29 protein-coding genes and 1 pseudogene are annotated in these 25,388 nt (G+C 69.1%); 21 read left to right on the top strand and 9 right to left on the bottom strand.

The window, feature by feature from the left end; all coding sequences use genetic code 11:
- The first annotated feature begins 100 nt into the window (after positions 1-100).
- Together BN1959_RS10905 and BN1959_RS10900 are read left to right on the top strand one after the other, a co-directional pair.
- Positions 101-787: a nitroreductase family protein gene (locus tag BN1959_RS10905; protein ID WP_053948686.1), complete on the top strand. Its 687-nt coding sequence runs from the start codon at positions 101-103 to the stop codon at positions 785-787.
- 132 nt (positions 788-919) lie between these two features.
- Positions 920-1,150: a hypothetical protein gene (locus BN1959_RS10900; protein ID WP_053948685.1), complete on the top strand. Its 231-nt coding sequence runs from the start codon at positions 920-922 to the stop codon at positions 1,148-1,150.
- A 15-nt stretch (positions 1,151-1,165) separates the two neighbouring features.
- On the opposite strand, the gene BN1959_RS10895 is transcribed toward BN1959_RS10900, so the two are convergent.
- Together BN1959_RS10895 and BN1959_RS10890 are read right to left on the bottom strand one after the other, a co-directional pair.
- Positions 1,166-1,396, bottom strand: a complete 231-nt coding sequence (locus BN1959_RS10895) for a universal stress protein (RefSeq protein ID WP_053948684.1) — start codon at positions 1,394-1,396, stop codon at positions 1,166-1,168.
- Positions 1,397-1,435: 39 nt separating this feature from the next.
- Entirely contained in the window at positions 1,436-1,795 is a 360-nt protein-coding gene (locus BN1959_RS10890) for a hypothetical protein (RefSeq protein WP_053948683.1), read from the bottom strand.
- Positions 1,796-1,912: 117 nt separating this feature from the next.
- Between BN1959_RS10890 and BN1959_RS10885 the strand changes: the two genes are divergently transcribed.
- Positions 1,913-3,205 (top strand): DUF502 domain-containing protein, encoded by a 1,293-nt coding sequence (locus BN1959_RS10885; RefSeq protein ID WP_053948682.1) that lies wholly within the window; start codon positions 1,913-1,915, stop codon positions 3,203-3,205.
- Positions 3,205-3,630: an archease gene (locus BN1959_RS10880; protein WP_053948681.1), complete on the top strand. Its 426-nt coding sequence runs from the start codon at positions 3,205-3,207 to the stop codon at positions 3,628-3,630. Before BN1959_RS10885 ends, BN1959_RS10880 begins: the two co-directional genes overlap by 1 nt.
- 161 nt (positions 3,631-3,791) lie before the next feature.
- Here BN1959_RS10880 and BN1959_RS10875 read toward each other — a convergent pair whose 3' ends face one another.
- The gene (locus BN1959_RS10875) at positions 3,792-3,995 is read right to left on the bottom strand and encodes a hypothetical protein (protein ID WP_053948680.1); all 204 of its coding nucleotides are present in this window, start codon (positions 3,993-3,995) and stop codon (positions 3,792-3,794) included.
- 74 nt (positions 3,996-4,069) lie between these two features.
- Here BN1959_RS10875 and BN1959_RS10870 point away from each other — a divergent pair, with 74 nt between their 5' ends.
- The 5 genes and pseudogenes from BN1959_RS10870 (at position 4,070) to BN1959_RS10855 (ending at position 10,205) form a co-directional block, all read left to right on the top strand.
- A complete protein-coding gene (locus tag BN1959_RS10870; RefSeq protein WP_053948679.1) occupies positions 4,070-5,188 on the top strand; it encodes a DoxX family protein in 1,119 nt (372 codons plus the stop codon).
- A 39-nt stretch (positions 5,189-5,227) separates the two neighbouring features.
- Positions 5,228-5,540, top strand: a pseudogene (locus BN1959_RS15505) (RtcB family protein); the annotation flags it as partial.
- 14 nt (positions 5,541-5,554) lie between these two features.
- Entirely contained in the window at positions 5,555-8,113 is a 2,559-nt protein-coding gene (locus tag BN1959_RS10865) for an RtcB family protein (RefSeq protein WP_394325253.1), read from the top strand.
- 30 nt (positions 8,114-8,143) lie between these two features.
- The gene (locus tag BN1959_RS10860) at positions 8,144-8,341 is read left to right on the top strand and encodes a hypothetical protein (RefSeq protein WP_053948677.1); all 198 of its coding nucleotides are present in this window, start codon (positions 8,144-8,146) and stop codon (positions 8,339-8,341) included.
- Between the two features lie 67 nt (positions 8,342-8,408).
- A complete protein-coding gene (locus BN1959_RS10855; RefSeq protein WP_053948676.1) occupies positions 8,409-10,205 on the top strand; it encodes a M3 family oligoendopeptidase in 1,797 nt (598 codons plus the stop codon).
- Position 10,206: 1 nt separating this feature from the next.
- Here BN1959_RS10855 and BN1959_RS10850 read toward each other — a convergent pair whose 3' ends face one another.
- Positions 10,207-10,608, bottom strand: a complete 402-nt coding sequence (locus BN1959_RS10850; RefSeq protein WP_053948675.1) for a hypothetical protein — start codon at positions 10,606-10,608, stop codon at positions 10,207-10,209.
- 117 nt (positions 10,609-10,725) lie between these two features.
- On the opposite strand from BN1959_RS10850, the gene BN1959_RS10845 reads away from it, so the two are divergent.
- Together BN1959_RS10845 and BN1959_RS10840 are read left to right on the top strand one after the other, a co-directional pair.
- Positions 10,726-11,571 (top strand): translation initiation factor eIF-2B, encoded by an 846-nt coding sequence (locus BN1959_RS10845; protein WP_053948674.1) that lies wholly within the window; start codon positions 10,726-10,728, stop codon positions 11,569-11,571.
- 6 nt (positions 11,572-11,577) lie between these two features.
- Positions 11,578-12,138, top strand: coding sequence for an NUDIX hydrolase (locus BN1959_RS10840; RefSeq protein ID WP_053948673.1), 561 nt, complete (start codon positions 11,578-11,580; stop codon positions 12,136-12,138).
- Between the two features lie 12 nt (positions 12,139-12,150).
- On the opposite strand, the gene BN1959_RS10835 is transcribed toward BN1959_RS10840, so the two are convergent.
- On the bottom strand, positions 12,151-12,543 hold the full coding sequence (locus BN1959_RS10835) for a nuclear transport factor 2 family protein (protein ID WP_053948672.1): 393 nt from the start codon (positions 12,541-12,543) through the stop codon (positions 12,151-12,153).
- Between the two features lie 121 nt (positions 12,544-12,664).
- On the opposite strand from BN1959_RS10835, the gene BN1959_RS10830 reads away from it, so the two are divergent.
- Positions 12,665-13,612: a D-2-hydroxyacid dehydrogenase gene (locus BN1959_RS10830; protein ID WP_053948671.1), complete on the top strand. Its 948-nt coding sequence runs from the start codon at positions 12,665-12,667 to the stop codon at positions 13,610-13,612.
- A gap of 13 nt (positions 13,613-13,625) precedes the next feature.
- On the opposite strand, the gene asd is transcribed toward BN1959_RS10830, so the two are convergent.
- Positions 13,626-14,660, bottom strand: a complete 1,035-nt coding sequence (gene asd / locus BN1959_RS10825) for an aspartate-semialdehyde dehydrogenase (RefSeq protein ID WP_053948670.1) — start codon at positions 14,658-14,660, stop codon at positions 13,626-13,628.
- 276 nt (positions 14,661-14,936) lie between these two features.
- Between asd and BN1959_RS10820 the strand changes: the two genes are divergently transcribed.
- The 5 genes from BN1959_RS10820 (at position 14,937) to dpsA (BN1959_RS10800) (ending at position 19,110) form a co-directional block, all read left to right on the top strand.
- Entirely contained in the window at positions 14,937-16,526 is a 1,590-nt protein-coding gene (locus BN1959_RS10820) for a Na+/H+ antiporter NhaC family protein (RefSeq protein ID WP_053948669.1), read from the top strand.
- Positions 16,527-16,861: 335 nt separating this feature from the next.
- Entirely contained in the window at positions 16,862-17,335 is a 474-nt protein-coding gene (locus tag BN1959_RS10815; protein ID WP_202594674.1) for a hypothetical protein, read from the top strand.
- 122 nt (positions 17,336-17,457) lie between these two features.
- Entirely contained in the window at positions 17,458-17,991 is a 534-nt protein-coding gene (gene dpsA / locus BN1959_RS10810) for a DNA starvation/stationary phase protection protein DpsA (protein WP_053948668.1), read from the top strand.
- 4 nt (positions 17,992-17,995) lie between these two features.
- On the top strand, positions 17,996-18,568 hold the full coding sequence (gene dpsA / locus BN1959_RS10805) for a DNA starvation/stationary phase protection protein DpsA (RefSeq protein WP_053948667.1): 573 nt from the start codon (positions 17,996-17,998) through the stop codon (positions 18,566-18,568).
- Positions 18,565-19,110, top strand: coding sequence for a DNA starvation/stationary phase protection protein DpsA (gene dpsA, locus BN1959_RS10800; protein ID WP_053948666.1), 546 nt, complete (start codon positions 18,565-18,567; stop codon positions 19,108-19,110). The genes dpsA (BN1959_RS10805) and dpsA (BN1959_RS10800) overlap by 4 nt, the downstream gene beginning before the upstream one ends.
- Here dpsA (BN1959_RS10800) and BN1959_RS15065 read toward each other — a convergent pair.
- Positions 19,107-19,259 carry a hypothetical protein gene (locus BN1959_RS15065; protein WP_154018265.1) on the bottom strand — a complete coding sequence of 51 codons (153 nt, stop codon included), beginning with the start codon at positions 19,257-19,259 and terminating at the stop codon, positions 19,107-19,109. The genes dpsA (BN1959_RS10800) and BN1959_RS15065 overlap by 4 nt on opposite strands.
- A 194-nt stretch (positions 19,260-19,453) precedes the next feature.
- On the opposite strand from BN1959_RS15065, the gene BN1959_RS10795 reads away from it, so the two are divergent.
- Genes BN1959_RS10795 through BN1959_RS10780 form a run of 4 tightly spaced genes read left to right on the top strand, consistent with a single transcriptional unit; the run spans position 19,454 to position 24,246 of the window.
- Complete coding sequence (locus tag BN1959_RS10795) at positions 19,454-21,298, top strand: ABC transporter substrate-binding protein (RefSeq protein ID WP_053948665.1); 1,845 nt, start codon at positions 19,454-19,456, stop codon at positions 21,296-21,298.
- 55 nt (positions 21,299-21,353) lie between these two features.
- Positions 21,354-22,379 (top strand): ABC transporter permease, encoded by a 1,026-nt coding sequence (locus BN1959_RS10790; protein ID WP_053948664.1) that lies wholly within the window; start codon positions 21,354-21,356, stop codon positions 22,377-22,379.
- Positions 22,376-23,791: an ABC transporter permease gene (locus BN1959_RS10785; RefSeq protein ID WP_053948663.1), complete on the top strand. Its 1,416-nt coding sequence runs from the start codon at positions 22,376-22,378 to the stop codon at positions 23,789-23,791. The genes BN1959_RS10790 and BN1959_RS10785 overlap by 4 nt, the downstream gene beginning before the upstream one ends.
- 2 nt (positions 23,792-23,793) lie before the next feature.
- Complete coding sequence (locus BN1959_RS10780) at positions 23,794-24,246, top strand: DUF7529 family protein (RefSeq protein ID WP_053948662.1); 453 nt, start codon at positions 23,794-23,796, stop codon at positions 24,244-24,246.
- A 16-nt stretch (positions 24,247-24,262) separates the two neighbouring features.
- Here the strand turns inward: BN1959_RS10780 and BN1959_RS10775 are convergent, their stop codons facing one another.
- The gene (locus tag BN1959_RS10775) at positions 24,263-24,679 is read right to left on the bottom strand and encodes a hypothetical protein (protein WP_053948661.1); all 417 of its coding nucleotides are present in this window, start codon (positions 24,677-24,679) and stop codon (positions 24,263-24,265) included.
- 57 nt (positions 24,680-24,736) lie between these two features.
- Complete coding sequence (locus tag BN1959_RS10770) at positions 24,737-25,348, bottom strand: TetR/AcrR family transcriptional regulator (protein WP_053948660.1); 612 nt, start codon at positions 25,346-25,348, stop codon at positions 24,737-24,739.
- Between the last annotated feature and the right edge of the window lie 40 nt (positions 25,349-25,388).

Raw genomic sequence — 25,388 nt, 5'->3', positions numbered from 1 at the left:
GGCCGACAGGACGGTAACGTCGACGCCACCCGCTGACCCGACGGTGACCTAATTACGGCCGACTCGACAGGCATTAAACCGCGAACCGCCCGTCTCGGGTATGGAGTTCGACGACGCCGTCCTGACCCGCCGCAGCGTCCACGAGTACAGCGACGAGTCGGTCGCCGAGGAGACAATCGAGGCCGTCTTCGAGCGCGTCCGCTACAGCCCCTCCAGCTACAACCTCCAGCCGTGGGAGTTCCTCGTGCTGACCGAGGCGAAGAACCGCGAGCGCCTACAGGAGGTCGCCTACGGGCAGGCGCACGTCACCGACGCGCCCGTCGCCGTCGCGGTGCTGGGCAACACCGACCCCAGCGCCCACGGCGAGGCGGTCGCCGAGGACCAGCTCCAGAAGGGCTACCTCCCGAACGAGGAGGCCAAGGCGGGCCTGCTGGAGACGATCGAAGGGATGGCCGACCGCGACGCGGAGACCAACCGCGTCTGGGCCACCAAGAGCACCGCGCTGGCGGCGATGACGCTGATGCACGCCGCCCGCGCCGAGGGGCTGTCGACCTGTCCCGTCGGCGGCTTCGACCCCGACGCGCTTCACGAGGAGTTCGACGTCGACGAGCAGTACGAGCCGGTGATGCTGGTGACGATGGGCCACGCCGCGGCTAACGCCGCCGACACGAACACGCCCCGGAAGTTCCGCCGCTCCGTCGACGACATCGTCCACCGCGAGGAGTTCGAGCCGACGGAGGCCGAACTCGACGAGGAGGTCGTGACCGAGAGCTTCGCGACGCAGTAGTCGATCACGGCTCGTGACCTGCCGCGCGCTCCGTCGCGCGGCCGCGGAGCCAATACCGCGATTGTGCAGTCACCAACGATCACGAGCGACGACAACGAACAGAACTATCCTCCCCGCCGACAGCTACCCGCTATGGTCGCAGTCGAACAGGTCCTGTTCGGCGTGTTCCTCGCCGTCGGCGGTGCCCTCCTCGCGATCGACCACCCGGCGATCGACTGGCTCAACCGCTGGCTCAAGTCGGCGGGAACGACCCAGCAGCCGTCGGAGATCGAGATGGACGACAACGCGCGGCTGGTCGGGTTCGTCGTCGGGAGCCTCACGGTCGTCGTCGGCCTGCTGCTCGTCGTTGATGGGACTGCTTGAGTGCAGAGCCACGGACTACTCGGCTCCGGCGCCCACTCCGCCGACTACCAGCGTCGGGATCGCCGTGAGTCGGACGACCCGCTCGGCCGTGCTCCCGGCGGTGGCGATCCTGGAGAACCCGGTCCGGCCCTGTGTCCCCATCACGATCAGCTCCGCGCCGTAGTCGACGGCGGCGTCGACGATCTCCTCGACGGCCAGTTCGCTGGGGGCGGTCCCGTCCGTCGGGATCAGTATTCGGCGGTACATGCCTCCTCCGGGAGAGCGAGCCGGAATAAACGCTCGGGCTCAGATACCCGGGATGCCCAGCGCGCCGATCTCGACGAGGCTGACCCGCGAGAGGATCCACAGCAGCACGATCGCCGCCAGCCACGCCGCGAAGCCGATCCCCGCGGCGCTGAGCCAGCCGCCGGGGTAGCGCCAGTTCACGACGCCGATCCACAGCAGGAGCAGCAGCGCCGGGCCGACGACGGGAATCCCGCCGACGAAGCCGAACAGCGCGTACACCAGCGCGCCCACGGCCGCGGCGATGACGGCGTCGCCGAACGCCGGCTCGTCGCCGACGACCACCCTCGCGCCGATGTGAATCGCGAGCGCGCCGACGAGCAGGCTGACGATACCGACGAGCAGTCCGTCGATGAGGGCCATACCCCGACCAACGCGTCGCGTCGGGGAAAGGATGGTGGGCGCCGTGGCCGGCCGGCGACGCCGCGACTCCGGGGAGGCCGAAGGCTTTAGCGGGAGTCACTGCGTTGATTGGAACGAATGGACGAGTCGGATCTGCGGATGGACCAGCGCGTCAGAAAGTCGACCCGCGAGACCCTCCGGGAGTCGTTCGTCACGGGGCTCGCGGTCGTCGTGCCGATGCTGGTCACGGTGATCGTCCTGGCGATCGGGTTCCAGTACGTCTACGACTACCTCTCGTGGTTCGCACAGGGGATCGTCGCCGCCGACAGCCGCGTGAAGCTCCCGATCATCGGCGACATCCCGGTCGGCGTGTTCGTGATCCAGTTGGCCACGCCGGTCGTGCTCCTCGTCATCATCATGGTGGTGGGGATCTTCACGAACACCACCAAGTGGGGCGAGCGCGCGGTGGACTATTTCGACTACTTCATCTCCCAGATCCCCGCGGTCGGCGGCGTCTACGACTCCTTCCGGCAGATGAGCGACGTGATGCTCGAGTCCGACACCCAGAGCTTCCGGGAGGTGAAGCTGGTGGAGTTCCCCCACGAGGGCGCGTACACGCTGGGGTTCGTCACGACCGAGACGCCGGACGCGCTCTCGGACCCGGCGGGCCACGCCGAGATGCTCACCCTGTTTCTCCCGCTGGCGCCCAACCCCGTGATGGGGGGCCATCTGGTCCACATGCCCGCAGACCGCGTGATGGACGTGGACATGACCGTCGAGGAGGGTATCCGTGCCATCGTTACCAGCGGTGTCGCCGTCGCCGGGGGCGAGGGCGCCACGAGCGGGGGGATGTCCGAGGAGCAGCTTCGCGATCTGGCCGGCGTCGAACACGCCGACCAGCAGTTCGACCCCGAGGACGACTCGCCGACGATCCGCCGCTCGGCGCCGGTCGACACCGACCGATCGGACACGTACGACGAGTCGGTCGAACCCGCGCGGGCGACGACGCCGGACGACATCGCCCGTCGCGAACGCCCCGAGGCCGAAGGTCCCGCGGCCGACGCCGACACGGCCGCGGAGCGAGCCCACGGCGTCGACACGGGCGACGCGAACGTCACCCCCGCGGAAGAGTCGGGACGCTACGCCACCGAGGCCGACGCGACCGATCGGCCGCCCGCGGAGATGGCCGGCCGGGACGCCGCCCACCGCGAGGGGACCGACGAGCCGCCGGCGGAGGCGGCCGGCCGCGACGCCGAGCAGCGTGGGGAAACCGACGAGCCTCCGGCGGAGGCGGCCGGCCGTGACGCCGCCGATCGCGAATCGACTGAGGAACGCCCGGCGACGGCGGCCGATCGCGCGGACGAACAGCGCGACGCCACCGAGGGCGAGCCCGAGGACGAGGCGAACGAGGACCGGGGTGGCCGGGGCTGATGGCGGCGTTCGAACTCCGCGAGCACACGGCCGACGTGGCGGTCGCGGCCCGCGGCGCGACGCTCGGGGCGACGTTCGCCGCCGTCGCCGACGGGCTCGCGGCGGCGATGTGCGAGGAGTGGCCGCCGGCGGACGCCCCCGACGGCGGGGAGCGTGCCGAACTCCGGCTGACCGCCGAGAGCCGCGAGGCGGCGCTGTACGACTACCTCGACCAGCTCATCTACGAGCGCGACGTTCGGTCGGTGCTGCCCGTCGACAACGCGGCCGAGGTGGCCGACGGGGAGGCGTGGACCGTCGACGCCAGCTACCGGGGTGTCCCGCTCTCGGCGGTGACCGCTCGGGATGTGAAGGCGGTGACGTACTCCGAGATGCGACTCGAGCGCATCGACGGGGAGTGGGAGGCGTACGTCGTCTTCGACGTGTAGCCAGCCGCGGCTCGCGACCGGCGAGCGACGCTTGGTCGCTCGCGAGGAGCGTGTTGCCGCGGCTGTGTGTAACCGATCTCGCCTCGCGATCGGCGAGCGACGTTCGATCGCTCGCGAGGAGCGTGCTGCCGCGGCTGTGTGTAGCCAACCTCGCTGCCGGCTCACTCCTCGACGTACTGCCGGACGAGCCCGCACTCCGGGCAGGCGTACGTCGTCGGCTTCACCTTCTCCTTCGCGCCGAGGCTCCCCAGAATTCCTTCCTTGGGCTCGTCAGTGACGAGGTGGAGTTCGAACCCGTCGGAGGTGCGCATTGTCATCTCTTCGAGTGTGACGCCACAGTCGGGACAGCGTCTCGTCGTCGCCATGCTGGCGCCTCCGTCCCCGATCGACGTAGTTCCCCCGGGCGAACGCCTTTGCCCCTCCGGACACAGTTGGGGGTATGACGCGCCACATCGCTCCCGCGGCGGCCGCAGTCGGGGTGCTGCTCGCCGTCGTTCCGGATCGGGCGCTGGCACACGTCCGGTACGTCACGCCGGGCGACGGCGGGGAACGGGCCGCGGAACTGCTCGCCGCGGTCGCGGCGGACCCGCTCGCGCTGGCACTGCTGTTCGGCGGCGGTGCCGGCGCTGTCGTCGCGGGCGCGGGCTGGCTCCGGCTCCGGCCGTTCCGGCTGGACCTCGCCGTCCTCCGGCGGACGCTCCGGAGCTACGACGACCTCCTGCCGTGGCTCGCCCGCCTCGCGATCGGCCTGCCGATGGTCGGCGCCGGCTTCACGGGCTACCTGTTCTCGCCGGCGGCGACCGCCGACTTTCTCGGGCTTCCGGGCGCGCTCGTCCGGCTGTTCGGCATCGGCGTCGGCTTCCTGCTCGTGTTCGGTTTCGCGACGCGGCTCGCGGCTGCGATCGGGCTGTTCGGCTACCTCGTGGGCCTCCTGCTGAGTCCGGCGTTGCTGCTGGCGTTCGAGTTCCTCCCGGGGCTGCTGGCGATCCTACTGCTCGGCGGCGGGCGCCCGAGCGCGGACCACGTCTTCTCGCGAATGTCGGCCGTCGGGGGAACGGTGTACCAGCGCATCGACCCGATCCGGGAGACGCTCGCGCCGATCGGTGAGCGACTCGCCGCCCGCGACGAGCTCGTCCCGGTGATCGTCCGCGTCGGGCTGGGGTTCTCGTTCGTCTACCTCGGGGTCGTCCAGAAGCTGCTCATGCCCGGGCAGGCCCTGGGCGTCGTCGCGAAGTACGACCTCACCGCGGTCGTCCCCGTCTCGCCGGAGCTGTGGGTCGTCGGCGCCGCGCTGACGGAGGCGGCGCTGGGGATCGCGCTCGCGTTCGGGCTGTTCACCCGCGCCGGCTGCGGGGTCGCGATCCTGATGTTCACGACCACGCTGTTCGGCCTGCCCGACGACCCCGTGATGGCCCACGTCTCGCTGTTCGGGCTGGTGTCGGTGCTGGTGATCACGGGCGGCGGCGCCTACTCGCTCGACCGCTGGCTGGCCGAGCGGTTGGGTGACGAGTCGGGGCGACAGCAGCGAACCGACGAGCCGACGGCGACCGCCGACTGACACGCAACGGTCTTTCTCTTCCGGCCCCGACGCCCGAGCATGACCACGATGGAGTTCGGCGACGTGACGCTCGAGCGCGTCCGGGAGCACGTCTGGGAGATCCCACAGGAGGAGGGGATGGAAGTCCCCGGCCGCGTGCTCGCGAGCGAGGCGCTGCTCGAGGACATCGGCGACGACGACAGCCTCCAACAACTGAAAAACGCCGCGGCACTGCCCGGGATGACGAAGTACGCCCTCGCGATGCCCGACGCCCACCAAGGGTACGGCTTCCCGGTCGGCGGCGTCGGCGCGATCGACGCCGAGGACGGCTGCATCTCGCCCGGCGCGGTCGGCTTCGACATTAATTGCCTTACGGGGGGATCGGAGGTGTCCCTCTCGCACGGGCGGAAACGGAAGATCGAGAACCTCTGGCGGGACTTCGACGAGCAGGACGCGGTCGTTGCAGCAGGTGACGACGGCGAGGTGTCGTCCTCTATCCGGTTGTTCACTCAGTCAGCGCCGAAGACTGTCCACGAACTGACGACGGAGACGGGCAAGACGATCGAAGCGACTGCCGACCATCCAGTCCGCACGCCGAACGGGATGGTCGAAATCGACGATCTCGATGACGGTGACCAAATCCTCGCGCATCCGTTCGAGGGACTCCAGGACGAACAGCCGCCGGAGTTCGACCTGCTCACGGAAGACGACTTCGAGGACGAGGACCCCCAACTCGTGGAAGCACTGAATGAACGGGGGCTGCTGCCACTCCGTCCGACGGACGACACGTTCCCGCGGCTCCTGAAGCTCGTGGGGTTCCACACCGGAGACGGGGCGTTCCGTGACGACCAGACGTGGTTCTACGGTGAGGAGGAGGACCTCCGGACGATCCGGGAGGACATCGCCGCGCTGGGCTTCTCGCCGTCGCCGGTATACGAACGCGATCGGGAGCACGAGGTCCGCGGGAACCGCTTCGACCACACCGAACACAGCGTGAAGGTCGGCGCGAAGTCGCTGCGGGAGCTACTCCTGCGTCTCGGTGCCCCGGACAGCCCGAAGGTCGACTCCGAGTTCACGGCGCCCGACTACCTCGACCGTCTCCCCGACTGGCAGCGTGCGCTGTACCTCTCGACGTTCTTCGGGGCGGAGATGAGCGCCCCCGCAGCGATGACGGCCAAGAACCTCTACTGTCCGTCGGTGTCCCACAACCGCCGCAGCGACGTTTCCCAGGCCGGAGAGGAGTTCATGCAGGACCTCATGCGCCACCTCAACGAGATCGGGGTTCGGACGAACAGCCTCGAACACGTCGAGGAGTACGAGGAACACGACACCGAGCGGTTCAGGTTCGGGATCAAGAACGACTCCGAGACACTCACCGAGTTCTTCACGACCGTCGGCTACCGCTACAACGAGGAGAAGCGGCGGAAAGCAGTCCTCGCGGCACAGTACCTCAAGCTCAAAGAGCGGACGATCGACGAGCGCGTTCGGATCGCCGAGAAGGCACAGGCCCTCGCGGACGGTGGGGTCGCGACTCGGGAGATCAAGGAGCGGTTCGACGCCGTGAACGATCGGTTCATCGATCGGAGCATCTACAAGCAACGGAAAGGGCGGCCGCGCCCGCCGATGTCGTTCCCGGACTACGAGGAGTTCTGTGAGAACACGACTGTCGCCGACGACCTGACGGTCCCGGTCGAAATCGAATCCATCAAACGGATCGGGAAGAAGCCAGTCTACGACATCGGCGTCTCTCACGACGCCCACAACTTCGTCGCCAACGGCGTGGTCGTCTCGAACTGCGGCGTCCGGATGCTCCGCACGCCGCTCACGTACGACGACGTGCGCGGCCGCGAGGAGGAGCTCGTCGACGCGCTGTTCGACGCGGTCCCCTCCGGCCTCGGCGGCGGCGGCGTCGTCGGCGGGAGTCGTGACGCCGTCGAGGGTGCGCTGGAACGTGGCGTCGAGTGGGCCGTCGAGGAGGGGTACGCGACCGAGGCCGACCTCGAACACTGTGAGGACGAGGGGCGACGGCCGGACGCCAAGCCCGAGTACGTCTCGAAGAAGGCCAAGGACCGCGGGATGAACCAGATGGGGAGTCTCGGCTCGGGCAACCACTTCCTCGAAGTCCAGCGTGTCACCGACACGTTCGACGACGCGGTCGCCGACGCCTACGGGCTCACCGAGGGGGAGATCGTCGTGCTGATCCACTGTGGCAGCCGCGGGCTGGGCCACCAGATCTGCTCGAACTACGTGCGCCGGATCGAGCAGGAGCATGGCGATCTGCTCGACGAGCTACCGGACAAGGATCTCGCGGCGGCGCCGGCGGACTCCAAACTGGCCGAGGAGTACTACGGCGCGATGTGTGCGGCGGTGAACTTCGCGTGGGTGAACCGCCAACTGATCACCCACCGGACCCGGGAGACCCTCGCCGACGTGTTCGACGCCGTCGAGACGGCGGACGTGGAGCTGCTGTACGACGTGGCCCACAACATCGCCAAGCGCGAGACCCACGAGGTCGACGGCGAGGAGCGCGACCTGTTCGTCCACCGCAAGGGCGCGACCCGTGCGTTCCCGCCGGGCCGCGAGGAGGTACCGCCGGCGTACCGCGACGTGGGCCAGCCCGTCATCATCCCGGGATCGATGGGCGCCGGCAGCTACGTTCTCAAGGGCGGCGACCGCTCGCTCGCGGAGACGTTCGGCTCGACCGCCCACGGCGCGGGGCGGCTGATGTCCCGGACGCAGGCCAAAGGGGAGTTCTGGGGCGGCGACGTGCAGGACGATCTCGCCGAGCAGGAGCACATCTACGTGAAGGCCAACTCCGGTGCCACCATCGCCGAGGAGGCGCCCGGCGTGTACAAGGACGTCGACGAGGTGGTCCGCGTCAGCGACGAACTGGACATCGGCGACAAGGTGGCGCGGACGTTCCCGGTCTGCAACATCAAGGGCTGAGCTTTACGTCGGGGCGAGCGTACGTGGGGTATGCTCGAAACGCGGCGCGGCCGGTTCGTCGGTATCGCGCTCGCCATCCTCGTCGTCGCCGTCCCGCTGTCGGCGCTCCTGATCCCGCCGGACCCGTACACGCAGGTGGTCGTCCTCGCGGGTGTGGTGCTGTTCGCGCTGACGGCGGCGAACCTCCTCAGCCACCCGACGGTGTACGAGCGGCTGCGCGAGCAGTAAAAATCAGGTAACTTACTGTTCCTCGTTTCGGCGAACACTTTTGGTCCGTATCCACCACTACTCGGACATGTCCCTGCCAACACGTGACGAGGTGCCTGCCGACGAGAAGTGGGACCCGTCACTCGTGTTCGACTCCCCCGACGACTGGGCGAGCGCCGCCGACGCGTTCGAGGCCCGGCTCGACGACCTCCGTGCCTACGAGGGCCGTGCCGCCGAGGACGGCGAGACGCTGCTCGAACTGTTGGATCTGGTCGAGGAGCTCAAAGTGCGCCGGCTCGGGAGACTCCACCTCTACGCCTTCCTCACCAGCTACGTCGACACGACCGACACGGCGGCCCGTGAACGCTTCGCCCGCTACCGCGATCTCGCGGCCGAGATGGCGTCGGCGATGGGGTCTCTGGTCCCGGAACTCCGCGAGGCCGGCCGGGAGCACGTCGAGGAACTCCGCGCGTCGACGCCGGGACTCGACCGACACGGGGCACACCTCGACCGCCTGCTTTCGAGCGCCGACCACGCGCTCTCTCGCGAGACCGAGTCCGTGCTGGCGGAGCTCGACCCCGCCCTCGAGAGCGGGAGCGACGTGGGCAGGTCCATCGTCGACGGTGACGTCGCCCCGCCGACAGTTGAGACCACCGACGGCGAGCGCCGGGTGACGCCGGCCGCGAAGTCGGCGTTGCTGCGCGCTCGGGATCGGGAGGTCCGCCGTGTCACCCACGAGCGGTTCCGCGAGGAGCTTCGGCGTCACCGCCACGGGATGGCGTCGGCGTACGTCGGGCGGATCCGCGCGGACTGTCGCCGGGCCGACGTTCGCGACTACGACTCCGCGCTGGCGCGCCGGCTCGCCGGCCGCGACGCCAGCCTCGGCGGCACGTACCCGACCGACGCCTACGAGACCGTGATTGAGGGGATCGCCGACCGACTCGGCCCGCACCACGACCTGCTCGAGGCCCGCCGCGAGGCGACCGACGGCGACCAGTTCCGGGAGTGGGACCTCCTCGCCCCACTGCCGCCGGGCGAGGCGCCCGAAGTTCCCTACGATCGAGCGCGGGAGCTGATCCTCGACTCGCTCTCCCCGCTCGGCGAGGCGTACGTCGATCGCGTGGCCGGGATCCTCGACGAGCGCCGTGTCGACGTTCGCGAGACGGCGAACAAGCGCCGCGGGCCGAAGGCGATCCAGAACACCGCCGTCGCCGAGGGGCCGTTTCTCGCGCTGAACTACGACGGCAGCCTGCGGGCGCTGCTGCTGTTCACCCACGAGCTCGGCCACGCGGCGAACCGCGAACTCGCGGCCGACGAGCAGTGGCCGATCGATCAGGGCGTCCCCGAGCACACCGGCGAGGTGGCGTCGTTCGCCCACGAGACGCTGCTGGTCGACCACCTCGCCGAGGTGTGGTCGGGGGCCGAGGCGCTCCACGCCCGCTCGGTGTTCCTCGACAAGCTGCCGCTCTACCGCGCCGCTCGCGGAGCGACGTTCGTCCACGAACTACACGACGCGGTCGCCGACGGCGCCGACCCCGGCCCGGACGCGTTAGACGAGCGCCACCGCGACCTGCTCAGCGAGTTCAAAGCGCCCGTGGAGCTGGGCGAGCACGCCGGTGCGGGCTGGCAGGAGATCGACCTCGCTCGGGAGCCGTACCACGCCTACCTCTACGCCACCGGCTCGGTCGGCGCGCTCGCGCTGGTGCGGGCGCTCCGCGAGGGTGATCTCGCGCCGGAACAGTACCGCGAGATGCTCGCCCGCGGCCGGAGCGTCCGCTCGAACGAGGCGTTCCGGCCGACGCTCGACTTCACCGACGAGGCGACCGTCGAGCGCGGGATCGACGCCTACGCCGACCGCGTCGACGCGTTACTCGACGCGCTCTGAGTCACTCCCCCGTCGGGCCGTTCGGGCCGCCGGGACTGTCCGGCCCGCGGGGTCGCTGCGGGCCGACGCCGATGGTGACGCGGTCGTCGCCGCGCTCGGGCTGGATCTCCTCCCCGTCCTCGAACCGGACGAACGAGAGGTAGAACGGCTCGCCGCAGCCCGAGTCGGGCGCCTCTGCGGCGTCGGGCAGCTCTTCGCCCGTGAGTAACAGTTCCTCGTCCGCACCACAGACGAACCGGACGCCGTCGACGTCGTCCTCGTCCTCGAACGGCTCGTCGGGGGCGACGTACTCCCACCCTTCGAGAGGGTAGGGCGTCACGGTTTTGTCCGCGAGATACCCCTCGCGCTCCAGTTCGTGGACGGCGCCACAGCGCGGGCAGTAGTAGGTGACGGGGTAGGCCATGGTGGACGTTGGTGTGGCACGACCACGTGACTTTCGCCGGTCGCGGGCGCCGGTAGCGCGATCGCCGTGGCCGGCCGAGTAGCAACACCTATCGGGCGAGCGACCCCAGCGGCGAGCATGATCGACGAGACGGTCGCCGAGATCCGGGAGATGCGGAGCCACTCCTCCTCGGCAGTCGCGGTGAAAGCCGCCACCGCACTCCGGGAGCTACTGGATCGGGAGTACGTCTCCGCGGACGCGTTCGATCGGGACCTCGAACACAACGCCGGCGCGCTCCGGCGGGCGAATCCCTCCCACGCGTCGCTCCACGCCGCGATGCGCAGCATCACCGACGCGGTGGTGGACGAGGGCGACACGCCCGAGGAGGCCAAGGCACTGCTCGAACAGGCCATCGAGGACGCCGTCGAGCGCGTCGAGTCGGGCAAGCGCCGCGCGGCCGCCCACGCGGCGGACACGTTCGAGGACGGCGAGACGATCCTGACCCACGACTACTCCTCGACTGTCCTCGAAGCCGTCGAGACCGCCTGCGCCGACGGCACCCACCTGACGGCGTACGTCACCGAGGCCCGACCGCGCTACCTCGGCCGGAAGACCGCCCGGATGCTCGCGGGGATCGATCGCGTCGAGCCCCACCTGCTGGTCGACAGCGCCGCCGGCTACGTGATGGACGAGGTCGACCGCGTGATCGTCGGGATGGACTGCATCGTCGAGGGGACGCTGTACAACCGCATCGGCACCTACCCGATCGCCGCGGTCGCCGACCGCGAGGACGTGCCCGTCACGGTCGTCGGCTCCTCGACCAAGGTGATCGACGAGTTCCGCTTCGAGAACGAGTTCCGCCCGGGCAGCGAGGTGATGCGCGAGCCCGTCGAGGGGGTGGAGATCGAGAACCCCGCCTACGACGCGACGCCGGTCGAGCTCGTAGACACGCTGATCACCGACGAGGGCGTCGGCGAGCCCTGACCCGCGATGCCCGCGCCGCTCTCGCTCCGCACGCGCCGTGCGATCGACGACCGCCTCGACGGTCTCCGCGAGCGGTTCGGACAGTTCCCCGTCGTCGACGTCACCCGCCTCAACGATCCCGAGTTCTTCGAGCACGGCGTCGAGATGTTCGATCGCGGCCAGCGCGGCGCCGCGGGTGCCCGCGTCACCGACGACGACGGCTGCGTCCTCCTGCTCCGCGACGACCGTGATCCGGAGATGTGGGTGCTCCCCGGCGGCGGTCACGAGCCGGGCGAGACGTTCCCCGAGACCGCCCGGCGCGAGGTCCGGGAGGAGGCGGGCGTCGACTGCGAGATAACGGGCGTGTGGCGCGCGGTCAGGAAGCGGTTCGTCCGTCGGGACGACCCCCAGCGGCGGGGGTACCTGCTGGAAGTGTTCTTCACCGCCGACGCCGTGGGTGGGGAGGCTGGCGTCGACCAGGCACGGCTGGACGACGGCGAAGAGGTGCTCGAAGTCCGGTGGTTCGACGAGGTGCCGGCGAGCGTGATCCCGGTCGTGACGGACCCGACGGCGCCGCCGGTGGTGTGAACGCCGGCCGGCTCAGACGGTGTCCCGGTCGGTGTACGTGTACCGGCGCGCGATCGACTCCCCGTCGAACTCGTGGAAGTCGGCGAACCCGAGTTCGACGGCGTCGCCGTCCTGCTCCCCGCGAAACGTCCCGCGGACCGCGACGGTGTCCCCGTCATCGGACTGCGTCCGATTGCCAGCGGAGCGTTGCTCCACGCTGTCGGCGACGACGGCGTGGAGTTCGTGCTCGCCGTTCGAGAGCGGCCGGCCCGTCTCGTAGAACTCCCGAAGTGCTTCCCGTCCCTCGATGGTCGCCTGTCCCGGGCGCTCGTAGACGACGTCCTCGGTGAACAGTTCGACCAGCGCGTCGTACTCCCCGGCGTCGACCAGCGCGTAGTACCGCCGTACGACTGATTCTCGTGACATGTCGGTACTGCGTGGGCGAGTCGGTTGAGCGTTTCCCCGGACCGATGGCTAGCGGGGCCGACGACGACCGCGACCTGCCGAGAAGGGTACACTCTTTTCGCCGCAGGTCGACGCCGCGAGTATGACCGAGCCAGACGTGCTACTGCTGCGCCAGAAGATCCACGGACTATCCGTCGACGAGTACGCCGATGCGATGCGCGAGCGCCTCCCCGACGCCGACATCGCCGTTGCCCGGACGCCCGAGGCGGAGCGGGAGCTGATCGAGAGCGCCCGCGTCGTCGCCGGCTTCAACGTCGACCCCGAGATGCTCGACCGAGCGGCAAACCTCGAGCTGTTCGCCTGCTCCTACGCCGGCACGGGCCACCTCCCGATGGAGGCGCTGGAGGAGGCCGGCGTCGCCGTCACCAACGCCTCCGGCGTCCACGGGCCGAACATCTCGGAGTACGTGATCGGCGCGCTGATCTCGCTAGCGCGGGATTTCCCCCGCGCGGCCCGCCAGCAGGAGGAGCGCGTCTGGCAGTCCTTCGGGAGTCAGGAGCTCTACGACTCGACGGTCACCGTCGTCGGGATGGGCGCGATCGGGCAGGCGGTCGTCGAGCGGCTGGAGCCGTTCGGCGTCGACACGATCGGCGTGCGCTACACCCCCGAGAAGGGCGGGCCGACCGACGAGGTGCTCGGCTTCGACGAGATCCACGACGCGCTCCGGCGCAGCGACTCGGTCGTGCTCGCGTGCCCGCTCACGGACGCGACCCGGAGCCTGCTCGACGACGAGGCGTTCAAGACGATGCCGGCGGACGCCAACCTCGTCAACATCGCCCGCGGTGGCGTCGTCGACACCGAGGCGCTGGTCCGCGCGCTCCGGGGTAACGCCATCGGCGCCGCGTTCCTCGACGTGACCGACCCCGAGCCGCTGCCGGCGGACCACGCGCTCTGGGGGTTCGACAACGTCCGGATAACGCCCCACAACGCGGGCCACTCCCCGGTGTACTTCGAGCGGCTGGCCGACATCGTGGCCGGGAACTACGAGGCGCTCGAAGCGGGCGGCGAGATCGAGAACCGCGTCGTCTGATTCGGCCGACTGCCTAGACCCAGCCTTCCTCGACGAGCAGTTCGCCGTTGAGCACCGAGGCGCCGGCGGCGCCGCGGATGGTGTTGTGTGCGAGACAGTTGTACTGGACCCCCTCGGCGGTCTCACGGAGCCCGCCCGCCGAGATCTGCATCCCCTTGCCGCGCATCCGATCCAGCCGCGGCTGCGGGCGATCCGGGTCGGCGAACACGTGGATCGGCTGCTCGGGCGCCGACGGCAGGTCCACGCTGTCGAGGCTCTCCAGCGCCTCGTGGACGGCTTCGGGCTCGGGGTTCGCTTCGAGCTCGGCGAACACGTTCTCCAGGTGGCCGTCGAGCGACGGGACGCGGTTACAGGACGCGGACACGTCCACGTCGTGCAGCGAGAGCTCGCCGTTCTCCACGTCGCCCAGCAGCTTCCGGGACTCGGTCTCCATCTTGGCCTCCTCGCCGCCGATGTGGGGGAGGACGTTGTCGATGATCTCCATCGACGTGACCCCGGAGTAGCCCGCCCCGGAGACGGCCTGCAGCGTCGCGACGTGGACGCGTTCGAGGCCGAACCGATCCAGCGCGGCGAGTGTCGGGACCATCGTGATCGTCGAGCAGTTGGGGTTCTTGACGAGCGCGCCGTCCCAGCCGCGCTCCTCGCGCTGAGTCTCGAGCAGGTCGAGGTGGTCGGGGTTGACCTCCGGGATCGTCAGCGGCACGTCCTCGGCCATGCGCTCGTTCGAGGAGTTCGAGGAGACGACGTAGCCCGCCCGGCAGAGTTCGGGCTCGATCTCGGCGCCGACGCCGGAGGGCAGCGAGGAGAACAGCAGGTCCAGATCGTCCGGCAGCGCCTCGGGGCTGGTCTCCCGGACGGTCATTTCGGCGACGTGGTCGGGGATCGGCGTGTCGACGCGCCACTTGGCGGCGTCGCGATAGGGGCTCCCGGCGCTCTCGGGGCTGGCGGTCACCGCGGCGATCTCGAACGTCGGGTGGTCGTCGAGCAACTGGACGAACCGTTGGCCCACGGCGCCGGTGGCGCCGAGCAGGCCGACACGAACGGACATTACCCGCTGTGGGGGTGGCGTGCCTAAGTGCGTTCGGGTAGCGGGAGAGAGCCCGGCTAACTGCTGATTTCGAGAGTTTCGTGCTCCCAGTTCCGGTTCGGCTGCGAACTGTCAGCACGTTTCCGGCGGCGCCGACGAATCGTTGGCGGACTGTCTGGCCTGCTGGACTCTGTCGGGGTCGACGCCGTAGACGTACCGAGCAGCGCGTGAATTCCTCCCACGGCGGACCTAACTGCCGGCTACTTTTATACGGTCTCGGGCTATATCCCCACGAATATGCCATCAGAGTTCGGCGCGCTGTCAGTGCTCCCGCCGCTGCTCGCGATCGTGCTGGCGATCGCGACCCGGAAGGCGGTGTTGTCGCTGTTTCTCGGCATCTGGGCCGGGGCGGTGATCTACACGGGCGGGCTCGGGATCGTCCAGACGTTCGAGTGGATCGTCGCCGCGGTCGCCGGGGATTTCCACGTCCGCATCCTCGTCTTCACGCTCCTGTTGGGCTCCGGCGTCGCGATGATCTGGAACCTCGGCGGCTCCTACGCCGTCCGCGACTGGGCGATCGCGAAGCTCGACAGCCAGCGGAAAGTCGGCGCCGTGGCGTGGCTGCTCGGGGTCGTGCTCTTCTTCGACGACTACGCCAACACGGCGATCGTCGGCTCCGCGATGAAGGACGTCTCCGACCACTTGCGCATCTCCCGAGAGAAGCTGTCGTACATCGTCGACTCGACGGCGGCGCCGGTGGCGACGCTGGGCATCTCCTCGTGGGTCGCGTTCCAGCTCTCGCTCATCACCGACGGGTACGAGGCCGCGGGCGTCGCCGACCATCCGGCGGCGTTCGAGGTGTTCCTCAGCTCCATCCCGTTCAACATGTACTCCATCCTCGCGGTCGTGATGGTCGCGATCATCGTGTTCTCCGGGCGTGACTTCGGCGAGATGCTCGACGCGGAGCACCGATCTTGGAGTACGGGTGCGGTGAGTCGCGAGGACGCCCGCCCGATGCAGGACGTGAAGTCCGACCTCGGCGAACCGAGCGCGACGAACCCCCGCCTCGTGAGCTTCTTCGCGCCGATCGCCGTGCTCATCGCCGTCACGATCGGAAGCGCGCTGTGGACCGGCTACTCCCCCGGCGCGAGCGTGATGGACATGGTGACCAACGCCGACTTCGCGTCGGCACTGATCTACGGCTCGTTCGCGATGGTCGCCACGGGGTTCGCGCTCGGGAAGTTCTACGGCATCCTCACGCTGGGTGAGTCGACGGACACGGTGATCGACGGGTTCGGCCTCATGCTCACTGCGGTGTCGATCCTCGTGCTCGCGTGGGGGATCGGCGAGGTCGTGAGCGCGTTGCAGACCGGCGAGTACGTCGCCGGGATCGTCGGCGACCAGTTCCCGATCGCGGTGCTGCCCGCGCTGGTGCTGGTGCTCGCGGCGTTTATCGCGTTCTCGACGGGCACCTCCTGGGGGACGATGGGGATCCTGACGCCGATCGTGATCCCCGTCGCCTGGAACCTCACCGGCGACCACACGATCATCGCGGCGATGGTCGGCGTGATCTTCTCCGGCGCCATCTTCGGCGACCACAGCTCCCCGATCTCGGACACGACGGTGCTCTCGGCGACGTTCACCGGCGCCGACCTCGTCGACCACGTCCGCACGCAGCTGTACTACGCGCTCACCGTGGCGCTCGTCGCGATCGTGCTGCTGCTCGTCTGGGGCGTCACCCGGATCACCCCGGTCGCGCTGCTACCGGTGGGCGTCCTCGCGCTCGTCGGGCTCGTCTACGGGCTTTCGGAGCTCGATGCGGACCGCAAGGGGATCGAGCCGGTCGCCACCGACACGCCACAGGAGGCCCCAGAGTCGGACGAGTAAGGGTGTCGCCGCCGCGGGCAGCCGGCGACGACTAACCGCTCCGACGCACCTTTTAAACAGCTTCGGGAGGTAGATCGAGTCCGCGCCTTCAGTCCCCACCCGAGCACTCCCGCATGGGAGCGATGACAGCGTGGCGAACCCGGGCGCGGAACATCCGTCGTGAGAGCGACCGCCCGCCGGGGCGTACCCGGTCGCCCGGCACGAGGGTTAGCCAGCCGACGCGGCACGCAGCCCCGGGATGAGGCTGGCAGTTAGTGTTCCGGGCGACACTTCACGGCCAGCGGCGCGTTCGTCCCGAGGGCGGGCTTTATCATTGTCCGGGCGAACTATCTAGCATGTCACTCGATATCGCAGTACCAGATCCGCCGGACCTCTCGAACCGTGGGATGCCGCGGGAGTTCGAGTGGGACGACGACACGCTCGGCTCGGAAGATTTCTACCGTGAGGACCTCGAGGACCTGCTGCAGGCGGGCGCGTGGAGGGAAGGGTTCAACGAGTGGGAGGAGTACACCGACCTCGACGAGCGGCAAGCCCGCGCCGTCAGCGATCTCGGGCTGTTCCACGCGATCGACTTCTACTGGGATCCGACCGAGGACCGACTCCGGTTCGACGTGCCGGAGATACCCGAGGACTGGCAGGAGCAGGACGTGAGCGTGTCGCTCGACTCGGACGACCTCGCGACGATCGACACCGCGCTGACGGACCTCGCCCGGACCGTCTACGAGGTGCTTGAGGACTACATCGACCGGAACGACACGGCCGACGGCGAGGGCTGGGGCGAGGACATATACGGGGACCGAGAGGAGTAGCCGCCCGATACGCCGGCGTTCCAAAACCCCTATATCGGGCGTTTAGGCCGCCCGAAACGCTCGAAATCGGGCGGTATCGGCTGCAAGATTTATCCGTCTCCCGTCCCTACTTGTAACCGACTATGAGTACTCAGAAGACTGCCCGACAGCGTGCCGGCACCGTCGAGGAGAACGCCGTTCGCATCGACACCGAGAAGGCCGAACAGATCGTCGACGCCTTGAACCGCGATCTCGCGTCGGCGTACGTGCTCTACCACCAGGTGCGAAAGCACCACTGGAACGTCGAGGGCGCGGAGTCCGGCGACCTCCACGAGTTCCTCGACGCCGCCGCGGGGACGCTCGAGGGCCACGCCGACGCGATCGCCGAGCGCGCGCAGGCGCTTGGCGGCGTCCCCGTCGCGGGCCCCGCCGCACAGGAGGAGCACGCCTACGTCGAGTTCGAGGGCGAGGACGTGTACGCGATCCGCGACTCGCTAGAGGCCGACCTCGAGGCGTACGGCGACGTGATCGAGAACGTGCGCGAACACGTCGGCCTCGCGACCGACCTCGGCGACTACGCGACGGCCGAGCTCCTCCGCGAGGTGCTGGAGGATCTGGAGGACGACGCCCACGACATCGACCACTACCTCGAGAACGACACGCTCGTCCAGGAGTAGAACCGTGTCCGAGCCCAAACGCGGACGGCTCGTCCGCGACCTGCCGGGCGGGACCGTCCGACAGGAACGGGGAACCGTCGACGAGAACGCGGTCCGGCTCGACCCCGACGAGGCCGCCGAGATGGTGGAGGCGCTGAACGTCGCCCACGCGGGGGCGTTCAACCTCTTCTACCTCGTGCGGAAACACTACTGGAGCGCCGAGGGCGCCGAGTCCGGCGCAGTCGCGGAGTTCCTCGGTGACGCCTACACTCGGCTCCGCGAGATCGACGACGCGGTCGCCGAGCGGATCACGGAGATCGGCGGCGTCCCCGTGAGCACGCCGCCGGAGATCCAGGAGTACGCGCCCGTCCACCTCGAGGCCGAGCACCTCTACAGCCTGCGTGCCTCGCTGGCGGGCGATCTGGACGCGTACGCCACGCTGGCGGTCAGCTTCCGGGAGGGGATCGACACCGCCGACGAGATCGGCGACGGGGCCAGCTACGAACTGCTCTCGGACCGCCTCGAGACGATCGAGGACGACGCCCACACGATCGAGCGCTACCTCGAGGACGACGCGCTCGTGGAGGTGGACCGATGAGTGCGCCACACCTCCGCCACCCGGCCGACGAGGAGCTGCGCCGCGAGTGGGGGAGCGTCGGCGACAACGAGATCCGGCTCGATCCCGAGGCGGCCGCCGCGGTGATCGACGACGTGAACCGTTGTCTCTCGGGGCTGTACGTCCTGTTCAATCAGCTCCGCAAACACTACTGGACCGTCGCGGGCGTCGAGTCCCACCAGATCGAAGAACGGCTCGAGGAACAGGCCGACCGCCTCAGCGAGTTCACTGACGAGCTCGCGATCCGCGTCCACGCGCTGGGCGGCGTCCCCGTCAACGGTCCGATGGGGATCCGCGAGCACGCGCCGATGCGGATCGAGGGCGGCGACGTCTACGCGCTGCGCGACGCGCTCGCGAGCGACCTCGACGGCTACGCGACGCTCGCGGTGACGGTCCGCGAGGCGATCGAGACGGCCCGATCGGTCGGCGACGAGCGCACGGCCGAGGCGCTGGAAGAAGGACTCCTTACGATCGAGCAGGACGCACACACCATCGAGCGCTACCTCGGCGACGACAGCCTCTAGCGGCGGACGTCGACGGTCAGATCCGTCGAGATCCAGCCGTCCTCGTTCCCCTCTTCGGTGAACACGGTTCGCTCGGTCGAGAGACAGTGGGCGTTCACGGCGGGCAGCTCCGTCCGATCAGCCTCCTCGACCGGCTCGTTCGTCGGCATCAACTCGATTTAGGGGTACCTAAAGAAATAAAGCTTCGGGTCGAGCGGGAGGCGGCTATATAGCCCTCCGGATGCGACCGAAGTGACCCGTATAGATGTGTATTCACGGGCTTATACGACTTTAAAATATTCATACCCCTGTGGTATTTCCTGTATCCCATCCGTTATTTCGTCCCAGAAAGCATCTCGCTCGTGTGCAAGATTCCAACGAGGGCGGTCGTCCACGGCGGACGTTTCTGAAGACGGCTGGGGTCGTCGCCACCGCGGGGCTCGCGGGCTGTAGCGGTGGCGGGAACGAGACCGACTCCCCGACGACCGGCGGCGGGGGCGGGGAGACCGAGACCGAGAGCGAGACGCCGGGGAGCGCCGACGAGGGGACGCCGACCGGGAACACGCTGTCGCTCTCGATCCCGAACGCGGCGAACTTCGACCCGGTACAGATCAAGGGCGACGGCTCACAGCTCGTCTCCGACCACGTGTTCAGTGAGCTGTTCAGCCTCCCCCGCGGGAGCCTGGAGCCGGAGGCACAGCTGGTCTCGGACTACTCGGTCTCCGACGACGGGCGGACGTACACGTTCCAGCTCCGGGAGGACGTGACGTTCCACAACGGCGACCAGCTGACCGCCTCGGACGTGGTGTACTCCTGGGAGCGCCTCGCCGCCTCCGAGAACAGTCAGGAAGGCGGGGTGATCCTCGATGGCGGGTTCCAGATCGAGCACGAGACCACCACGGAGACGGTCGACGGCGAGGAGCAGGAGGTGTACGAGCCCGGGAGTCTGGCGGTCGAGGCGGTCGACGAAACCACGCTGGAGGTGACGCTCGCCAGCCCCTTCTTCGACGCGCTGTTCTGGTTCGCGTACGGCTCGCTGAGCCCGGTGCCGGAGGGTATCGTCGGCGACATCGAGGGGTACGACGGGGAGATGGAGTACTCGGAGTTCGCCTCGCAGTCGCCGATCGGGACGGGCCCGTTCCGCACGGAGAGCGTCGAGACGGGGACGGAGGTCGTCCTCGCCGCCGACGAGGAGTACCACGGCGAGGAGCCCGGCCCGGAGGAGATCCGGATGCAGGTGGTCCAGAACACGCAGGCGCGCTACCAGCGCGCGGTCAACGAGAGCGTGCAGGCGTTCGAGCTCCCCAACTCCCGGTTCGACCCGAGCAAGGTCTCCTTCGAGGAGAGCCGCGAGCTGGGCCAGCGGATCGGCACGTACGGGCCGCTGTCGAACGACGAGACCGTGAACTACGCGACGTGGGACGACGCCTACACCGCGTACTTCATCTTCGACTGCTCGCGCGTCGAGAAGCCGATCCGGCAGGCGCTGAACTACGCGGTCAACCAGGAGAACTTCGTCGAGCAGGGGTTCCGCGGCGTCGGCGAGCCGGCCTACCACCAGAGCCCGCCGTCGGTGTACCCCGGCGGGAAGGAGGCGTACGACCAGCACGCCGAGGAGAACTTCCCGTACGGCTACAACGAGGCGCTGATGGAGGAGGCACGGACGACGATGGAGGACGCGGGCTACGGCCCGGACAACCCCGCCTCGATCACGCTCTCGCTGTACAACGACCGGAACCCGGACGCCTACTCCCGGATCGCGGACATCCTCCGGTCGAAGGCGTCGGCGATCCACGTCGACCTCACGATCGAGCGCGCGCCGTTCAACACCATCATCAGCGAGGCCGTCAGCGGCAACCTCGACATGTACACCCTCGGGAACGGGCTGGAGTACCCCTCGCCCATGGACATGCTCAAGTTCGGCCGCCCGTACGAGGGGAACCTCGTCCGCTGGCGCGAGGACCCCTCCGACGCCTCCGAGCGCGCGGCCGCGGCGTGGGAGCAGATCCAGAACAACCTCGGCCCGGGCGAGTCGGCACAGCAGGCCCGCAACGAGGCGTTCATCACCATGGAGGAGGCGATCTGGGAGGACGCGATCTACCTGACGAACTACCACCCGCGCGGCCAGCAGTGGTGGTACGACGACGTCGACGTGCCGATCCAGAGCAGCGGCTTCCACGACCGACTGTACGACGACGTGACGTTCTGAGCCCGCCGGCGGATCTTTCTTCCCACATGATAACTGTTCGACTCGACCACGCCTCATGAATCGGCTCACCTATCTGTTCCGGCGGATCCTGATGTCGATCCCCGTGCTGTGGCTGGGGACGACGGCGACGTTCCTGATCATCCGGGTTGGCCCGCTCAGCCCGGCGGCCGCGATCGTCGGCCCGATCAACAGCGCACAGGCACAGGAACAGCTGGAGCGCATCCGGCAACAGCTCGGGCTCACCGATCCCATCGGCGTGCAGTACGTGGAGTATATGACGGCTCTGATCACGTTCGACCTCGGCCAGTCGTGGGTCGTCTACCCGGGACAGAGCACGATCTCGCTGCTCGCGCAGTTCGGCCCGCGGACGATCTGGCTCGGGCTCTGGGCGGTGCTCATCCCCATCTTCGTGGGCATCCCGCTGGGGATCTACGCCGGGCTCAACGCCAACTCCGCCGAGGACTACGCCGCCTCGATCGGCGGGATCGTCTGGCGGGCGATGCCGAACTTCTGGCTGGCGGTGATCCTGCTCGCGCTGCTGTCCCGGACGGAGTCGCTGTTCTTCGGCGCCGGCTGGGAGTCGTTCCTGATCGAGACCGAGCTCGTCGGCGCGCCCGACCTCTCGAACCTCGGCACCGTCGACGGGTTCGTCACGGCGACCAAGCAGATCCTCCCCGCCGCGTTCGTGCTCGGCTCGGCGTCGATGGGGAACGAGCTCCGGCTCTCCCGGACGGCGGTCCTCGAGATCATCACGGAGGACTTCGTCGACATGGCGAAAGCCACCGGCGTCCCCGACCACCGGATCGTCGGCAAGCACGTGCTCCGGAACGCGATGATCCCGCTGATCCCGATCGTCACCAGCGAGGCGTACCTGCTCGTCGGCGGGAGCGTGCTCGTCGAGGTCGTGTTCGGCATCAACGGGATCGGGACGCTGTTCTACGAGGCGATGACTAGCGGCGACCTCCCGCTCGCGGGCTCGCTGATGTTCGTGTTCATCCTCATCACGGTCTCCATCAACATCGCACAGGACCTGCTGTACACGGTGATCGACCCGCGGATCGGCTACGAGGAGCGACGATGAGCGGGGAGGTCTATCAGCGGGACGCCGGCAGGCGCCGGCTCCCCGTCCTCGTGAACTCCGCCGCCGGCTGGGCGCTAGTCGCTGGCCTGCTGGTGCTGCCGGAGTTCGGCGCGCTGCTGCAGTTCGCCACCGAGCTCCTTCCGCTCGGCGCCGGCGTCTCGAGCCTCGCCGACTCGATCCCCACCCTGATCAGTCGGGAGACGATCCCGAACCAGGGGGCGAACGTCCCCGGCTCCGGCTGGCAGGGGACGTTCCTCGGGCTGTCGCCGGCGGGGGCGTGGGCGCTGCGAGTAGCCGTGGCGTTCCTCTACGGCGGCGTCTGGTGTGTCTGGCTGTGGTACGGCTACCGCCTCTGGCGCCGGAAGTACCGCGACGCCGACTGGACGCCCCGCGACGACGCGGTCCGCGGGTTCGGCCGCCATCGCTGGGGCCAGTTCGGGCTGGTCGTCGTGGTGCTGTTCCTGATCCTCTCGATCTTCGCGCCCGCGCTCGGCCCGACGACGATGGAGCGCAACGTCGAGGACCCGTTCAGCTACGAGGTGAGCTACTACGACGAGGACGCCGGTGAGGTGCGGACGGTGACGGTCGGGCAGGCGAACCTCGAGTCGACCTCACAGGGGATCGAGGAGCGCAACGTCGGGCTGTTCAGCTACGATCGGTACAACCGCTACCACCCATTCGGGACGTTACCCTCCGGGCAGGACCTGTTCACCGCGGTCGCGCTCGGGGCGCGGGTGTCGCTGTTCATCGGGCTCGTCGCGATCACCGTCAGCGCGGTCGTCTCGGCGGCGCTCGCGCTGATCAGCGCGTACTACGGTGGGCTGGTCGACCTCGCGATCGTCCTGCTCAGCGACGCGACCCAGTCGTTGCCCCAGCTGCTGGTGGTGATCATGCTCTCGGTGGTGCTCTCCCAGACGTGGATCGCCGGGCTGTACAACGGCGCCGTGTTGCTCTCGCTGATCTTCGCGCTGACGGGCTGGCCGTCGCTGTGGCGGGCGGTCCGTGGGCCGGCGCTGCAGGTGTCCGAGCGGACGTGGGTCGACGCCGCCGACGGCTACGGGCTCGACTCGCCGCGGACGATGCTGCGGCACATCTTCCCGTTCGTCGTCGGCTACCTGCTGGTGTACGCGTCGATGAGCCTCGGCGGCATCATCATCGGCGCCGCCGGCCTCTCCTTCCTCGGCCTGGGCGTCACCGCGCCAACGCCGGAGTGGGGCCGGCTCGTCAACGTCGGCCAGCCCCTGCTCACGACCGTCTCGTGGCACATCGCGGTGATGCCGGGCGTGCTGATCGTGATCGTCGTGACGGGGTTCAACGCGCTCGGCGACGGAATCCGCGACGCGATCGACTCCGAGACCAACCTCGAAAACGAGGAGGAGGCCAGCGCGGCCGCCAGCGGGGCCGGGGGGTAACGATGCCGGGCGATCACCCCCTCGCGAGGGCGTGGACGCGCGTCCGGAACGTCGTAAGTTCGACCGCGGCGACGTACCGCGAGGACGGTCGTGACGTCGTCGAAGTCGTGGCCGACCACGCGACGGCGCGGGAGGCCGACGACACGGTGACGCTGAGCTTCACCGTCACGGGAGACGTTGCGGACGAACTGGCGGCGGCCGTCGATGACGACGCGACGTACCGGACCGAGGTGCAGTACGTCGACGTGGACGGAACGCGGCTGTTCGTGCTCGAAGTGCGTGCGCCCGAGGCGCCGGTCGTCCTGCTCGCGGGCGGCGTGGGCCACGACTCGCTGCGGCCGCACGCGTCCCAGCCGGACGCCCCCGCCCGCACGCTCGTCCGCCGCGTCGACGGGCGCGAGGCGGCCCGGTTCGGCCACGAACGGGTCGCACCGTTCGTCGACGAGCTCGGGTAGCCGTCGCCCGACCCGTCTACATCCCCCCGTCAGCCGAGTCGTCCTGCGTCATGATGACGCCGCTGAGCAGCATCAACACCGCGAGCGCGACCATCCCGGCGTCCCAGCCCATCCCGGCACTCGGCCCGGCCATGCCGCCCTGCATCCCGCCGTCCATTCCGGTGCTGCCCAACCCGTCCATCATCCCCGAGCCGAGCAGCGCCTGGTTCAGCAGCATCAGGACCGCGTACGCGATCATCAGCGGGCCGCTTGCGTCGCCGAGGCGGTCGGCGCCGTCGGTCAGCAACAGCGCGCCGTGGCCGAGCACGACGACGCCCAGCACGAGCATCAGCCATCCGCCCGTCCCCATCGCGCCGGTCGACGCGCTCCACAGCGAGTAGCCACCCGAGACGAGACCGATCGCGGCGCCGTACAGCCGCGTGTTCGAGGCCATACTCGCGCTTTGCCCGGACGGCGCTTAAACCCGCCCTCGCCGGAGCAGGCGGCCGGATCAGTCCTCGGCCAGCAGCACGCGGTCGACGTACTCGTCGAGTTCGTCGCGGGCGGCCGTCGCCGCCACGTCGTCGCCGCCGGTCACGCGGCGGGTCATCGCGCCGGCGACGGTCGTACTCAGAAACTCCGCGACGGTCGCGGGGTCGACCTCCCGGAAGGCGCCGGACTCGACGCCGTCCTCGATCACGTCGACGAGCCGGTCGCGGAACGCCCGGTCGTGCTCGGCGAACTGCTCGCGGTAGCGCTCGTCGTGGGCGGCCTGCGCCCGGAGTTCGACCATCGCGGCGGTGAACTCCCCGTGCTCCGCGGCGAGGGAGGGCGTGAGCATCGCGTCGAGGATCGCATCGAGCCGTTCGACGGCGTCACCGTCGGCCGTCTCGGGTACCGACGCCTCGTGCTCCTCCAGCATGAACTGGAGGAACGCCAGCAGCAGTTCGTCCTTGTCGTCGTAGTGGTGGTACAGCAGCGACTTGCTCTTCTCGAAGGACTCGCCGATCCGCTGGATCGTCAGCCCCGCGTAGCCGTGCTCACACAGCGCGAGATACGTCGCCCGCATGATCGACTCCCGGGTGGTCCCGGGGTCGGCGAGGAACGGTGGTGTCTCCCCCATGTCGAACGAATGTTCAGTCGCGAGGATATGGGTGTCGGTC

It is taken from the genome of Halolamina sediminis (assembly GCF_001282785.1).
GTDB lineage: Archaea > Halobacteriota > Halobacteria > Halobacteriales > Haloferacaceae > Halolamina > Halolamina sediminis.
This window is presented reverse-complemented; position numbering and strand designations above follow the sequence as displayed.

What these genes read in the sequence shown, in the direction of transcription:
- BN1959_RS10775 (WP_053948661.1), bottom strand. Translation starts at nt 24,679, where the DNA reads ATGGCCTCGAACACGCGGCTGTACGGCGCCGCGATCGGTCTCGTCTCG.
- BN1959_RS10890 (WP_053948683.1), bottom strand. Translation starts at nt 1,795, where the DNA reads ATGGCCCTCATCGACGGACTGCTCGTCGGTATCGTCAGCCTGCTCGTC.
- BN1959_RS10835 (WP_053948672.1), bottom strand. Translation starts at nt 12,543, where the DNA reads ATGTCACGAGAATCAGTCGTACGGCGGTACTACGCGCTGGTCGACGCC.
- BN1959_RS10780 (WP_053948662.1), top strand. Translation starts at nt 23,794, where the DNA reads ATGCCGGGCGATCACCCCCTCGCGAGGGCGTGGACGCGCGTCCGGAAC.
- BN1959_RS10860 (WP_053948677.1), top strand. Translation starts at nt 8,144, where the DNA reads ATGCTCGAAACGCGGCGCGGCCGGTTCGTCGGTATCGCGCTCGCCATC.
- BN1959_RS10895 (WP_053948684.1), bottom strand. Translation starts at nt 1,396, where the DNA reads ATGTACCGCCGAATACTGATCCCGACGGACGGGACCGCCCCCAGCGAA.
- BN1959_RS10830 (WP_053948671.1), top strand. Translation starts at nt 12,665, where the DNA reads ATGACCGAGCCAGACGTGCTACTGCTGCGCCAGAAGATCCACGGACTA.
- BN1959_RS15065 (WP_154018265.1), bottom strand. Translation starts at nt 19,259, where the DNA reads ATGCCGACGAACGAGCCGGTCGAGGAGGCTGATCGGACGGAGCTGCCC.
- BN1959_RS10820 (WP_053948669.1), top strand. Translation starts at nt 14,937, where the DNA reads ATGCCATCAGAGTTCGGCGCGCTGTCAGTGCTCCCGCCGCTGCTCGCG.
- BN1959_RS10885 (WP_053948682.1), top strand. Translation starts at nt 1,913, where the DNA reads ATGGACGAGTCGGATCTGCGGATGGACCAGCGCGTCAGAAAGTCGACC.
- BN1959_RS10785 (WP_053948663.1), top strand. Translation starts at nt 22,376, where the DNA reads ATGAGCGGGGAGGTCTATCAGCGGGACGCCGGCAGGCGCCGGCTCCCC.
- BN1959_RS10900 (WP_053948685.1), top strand. Translation starts at nt 920, where the DNA reads ATGGTCGCAGTCGAACAGGTCCTGTTCGGCGTGTTCCTCGCCGTCGGC.
- BN1959_RS10855 (WP_053948676.1), top strand. Translation starts at nt 8,409, where the DNA reads ATGTCCCTGCCAACACGTGACGAGGTGCCTGCCGACGAGAAGTGGGAC.
- BN1959_RS10905 (WP_053948686.1), top strand. Translation starts at nt 101, where the DNA reads ATGGAGTTCGACGACGCCGTCCTGACCCGCCGCAGCGTCCACGAGTAC.
- BN1959_RS10875 (WP_053948680.1), bottom strand. Translation starts at nt 3,995, where the DNA reads ATGGCGACGACGAGACGCTGTCCCGACTGTGGCGTCACACTCGAAGAG.
- dpsA (WP_053948666.1), top strand. Translation starts at nt 18,565, where the DNA reads ATGAGTGCGCCACACCTCCGCCACCCGGCCGACGAGGAGCTGCGCCGC.
- BN1959_RS10840 (WP_053948673.1), top strand. Translation starts at nt 11,578, where the DNA reads ATGCCCGCGCCGCTCTCGCTCCGCACGCGCCGTGCGATCGACGACCGC.
- BN1959_RS10790 (WP_053948664.1), top strand. Translation starts at nt 21,354, where the DNA reads ATGAATCGGCTCACCTATCTGTTCCGGCGGATCCTGATGTCGATCCCC.
- BN1959_RS10880 (WP_053948681.1), top strand. Translation starts at nt 3,205, where the DNA reads ATGGCGGCGTTCGAACTCCGCGAGCACACGGCCGACGTGGCGGTCGCG.
- asd (WP_053948670.1), bottom strand. Translation starts at nt 14,660, where the DNA reads ATGTCCGTTCGTGTCGGCCTGCTCGGCGCCACCGGCGCCGTGGGCCAA.
- BN1959_RS10815 (WP_202594674.1), top strand. Translation starts at nt 16,862, where the DNA reads ATGTCACTCGATATCGCAGTACCAGATCCGCCGGACCTCTCGAACCGT.
- BN1959_RS10845 (WP_053948674.1), top strand. Translation starts at nt 10,726, where the DNA reads ATGATCGACGAGACGGTCGCCGAGATCCGGGAGATGCGGAGCCACTCC.
- dpsA (WP_053948668.1), top strand. Translation starts at nt 17,458, where the DNA reads ATGAGTACTCAGAAGACTGCCCGACAGCGTGCCGGCACCGTCGAGGAG.
- BN1959_RS10850 (WP_053948675.1), bottom strand. Translation starts at nt 10,608, where the DNA reads ATGGCCTACCCCGTCACCTACTACTGCCCGCGCTGTGGCGCCGTCCAC.
- BN1959_RS10870 (WP_053948679.1), top strand. Translation starts at nt 4,070, where the DNA reads ATGACGCGCCACATCGCTCCCGCGGCGGCCGCAGTCGGGGTGCTGCTC.
- BN1959_RS10770 (WP_053948660.1), bottom strand. Translation starts at nt 25,348, where the DNA reads ATGGGGGAGACACCACCGTTCCTCGCCGACCCCGGGACCACCCGGGAG.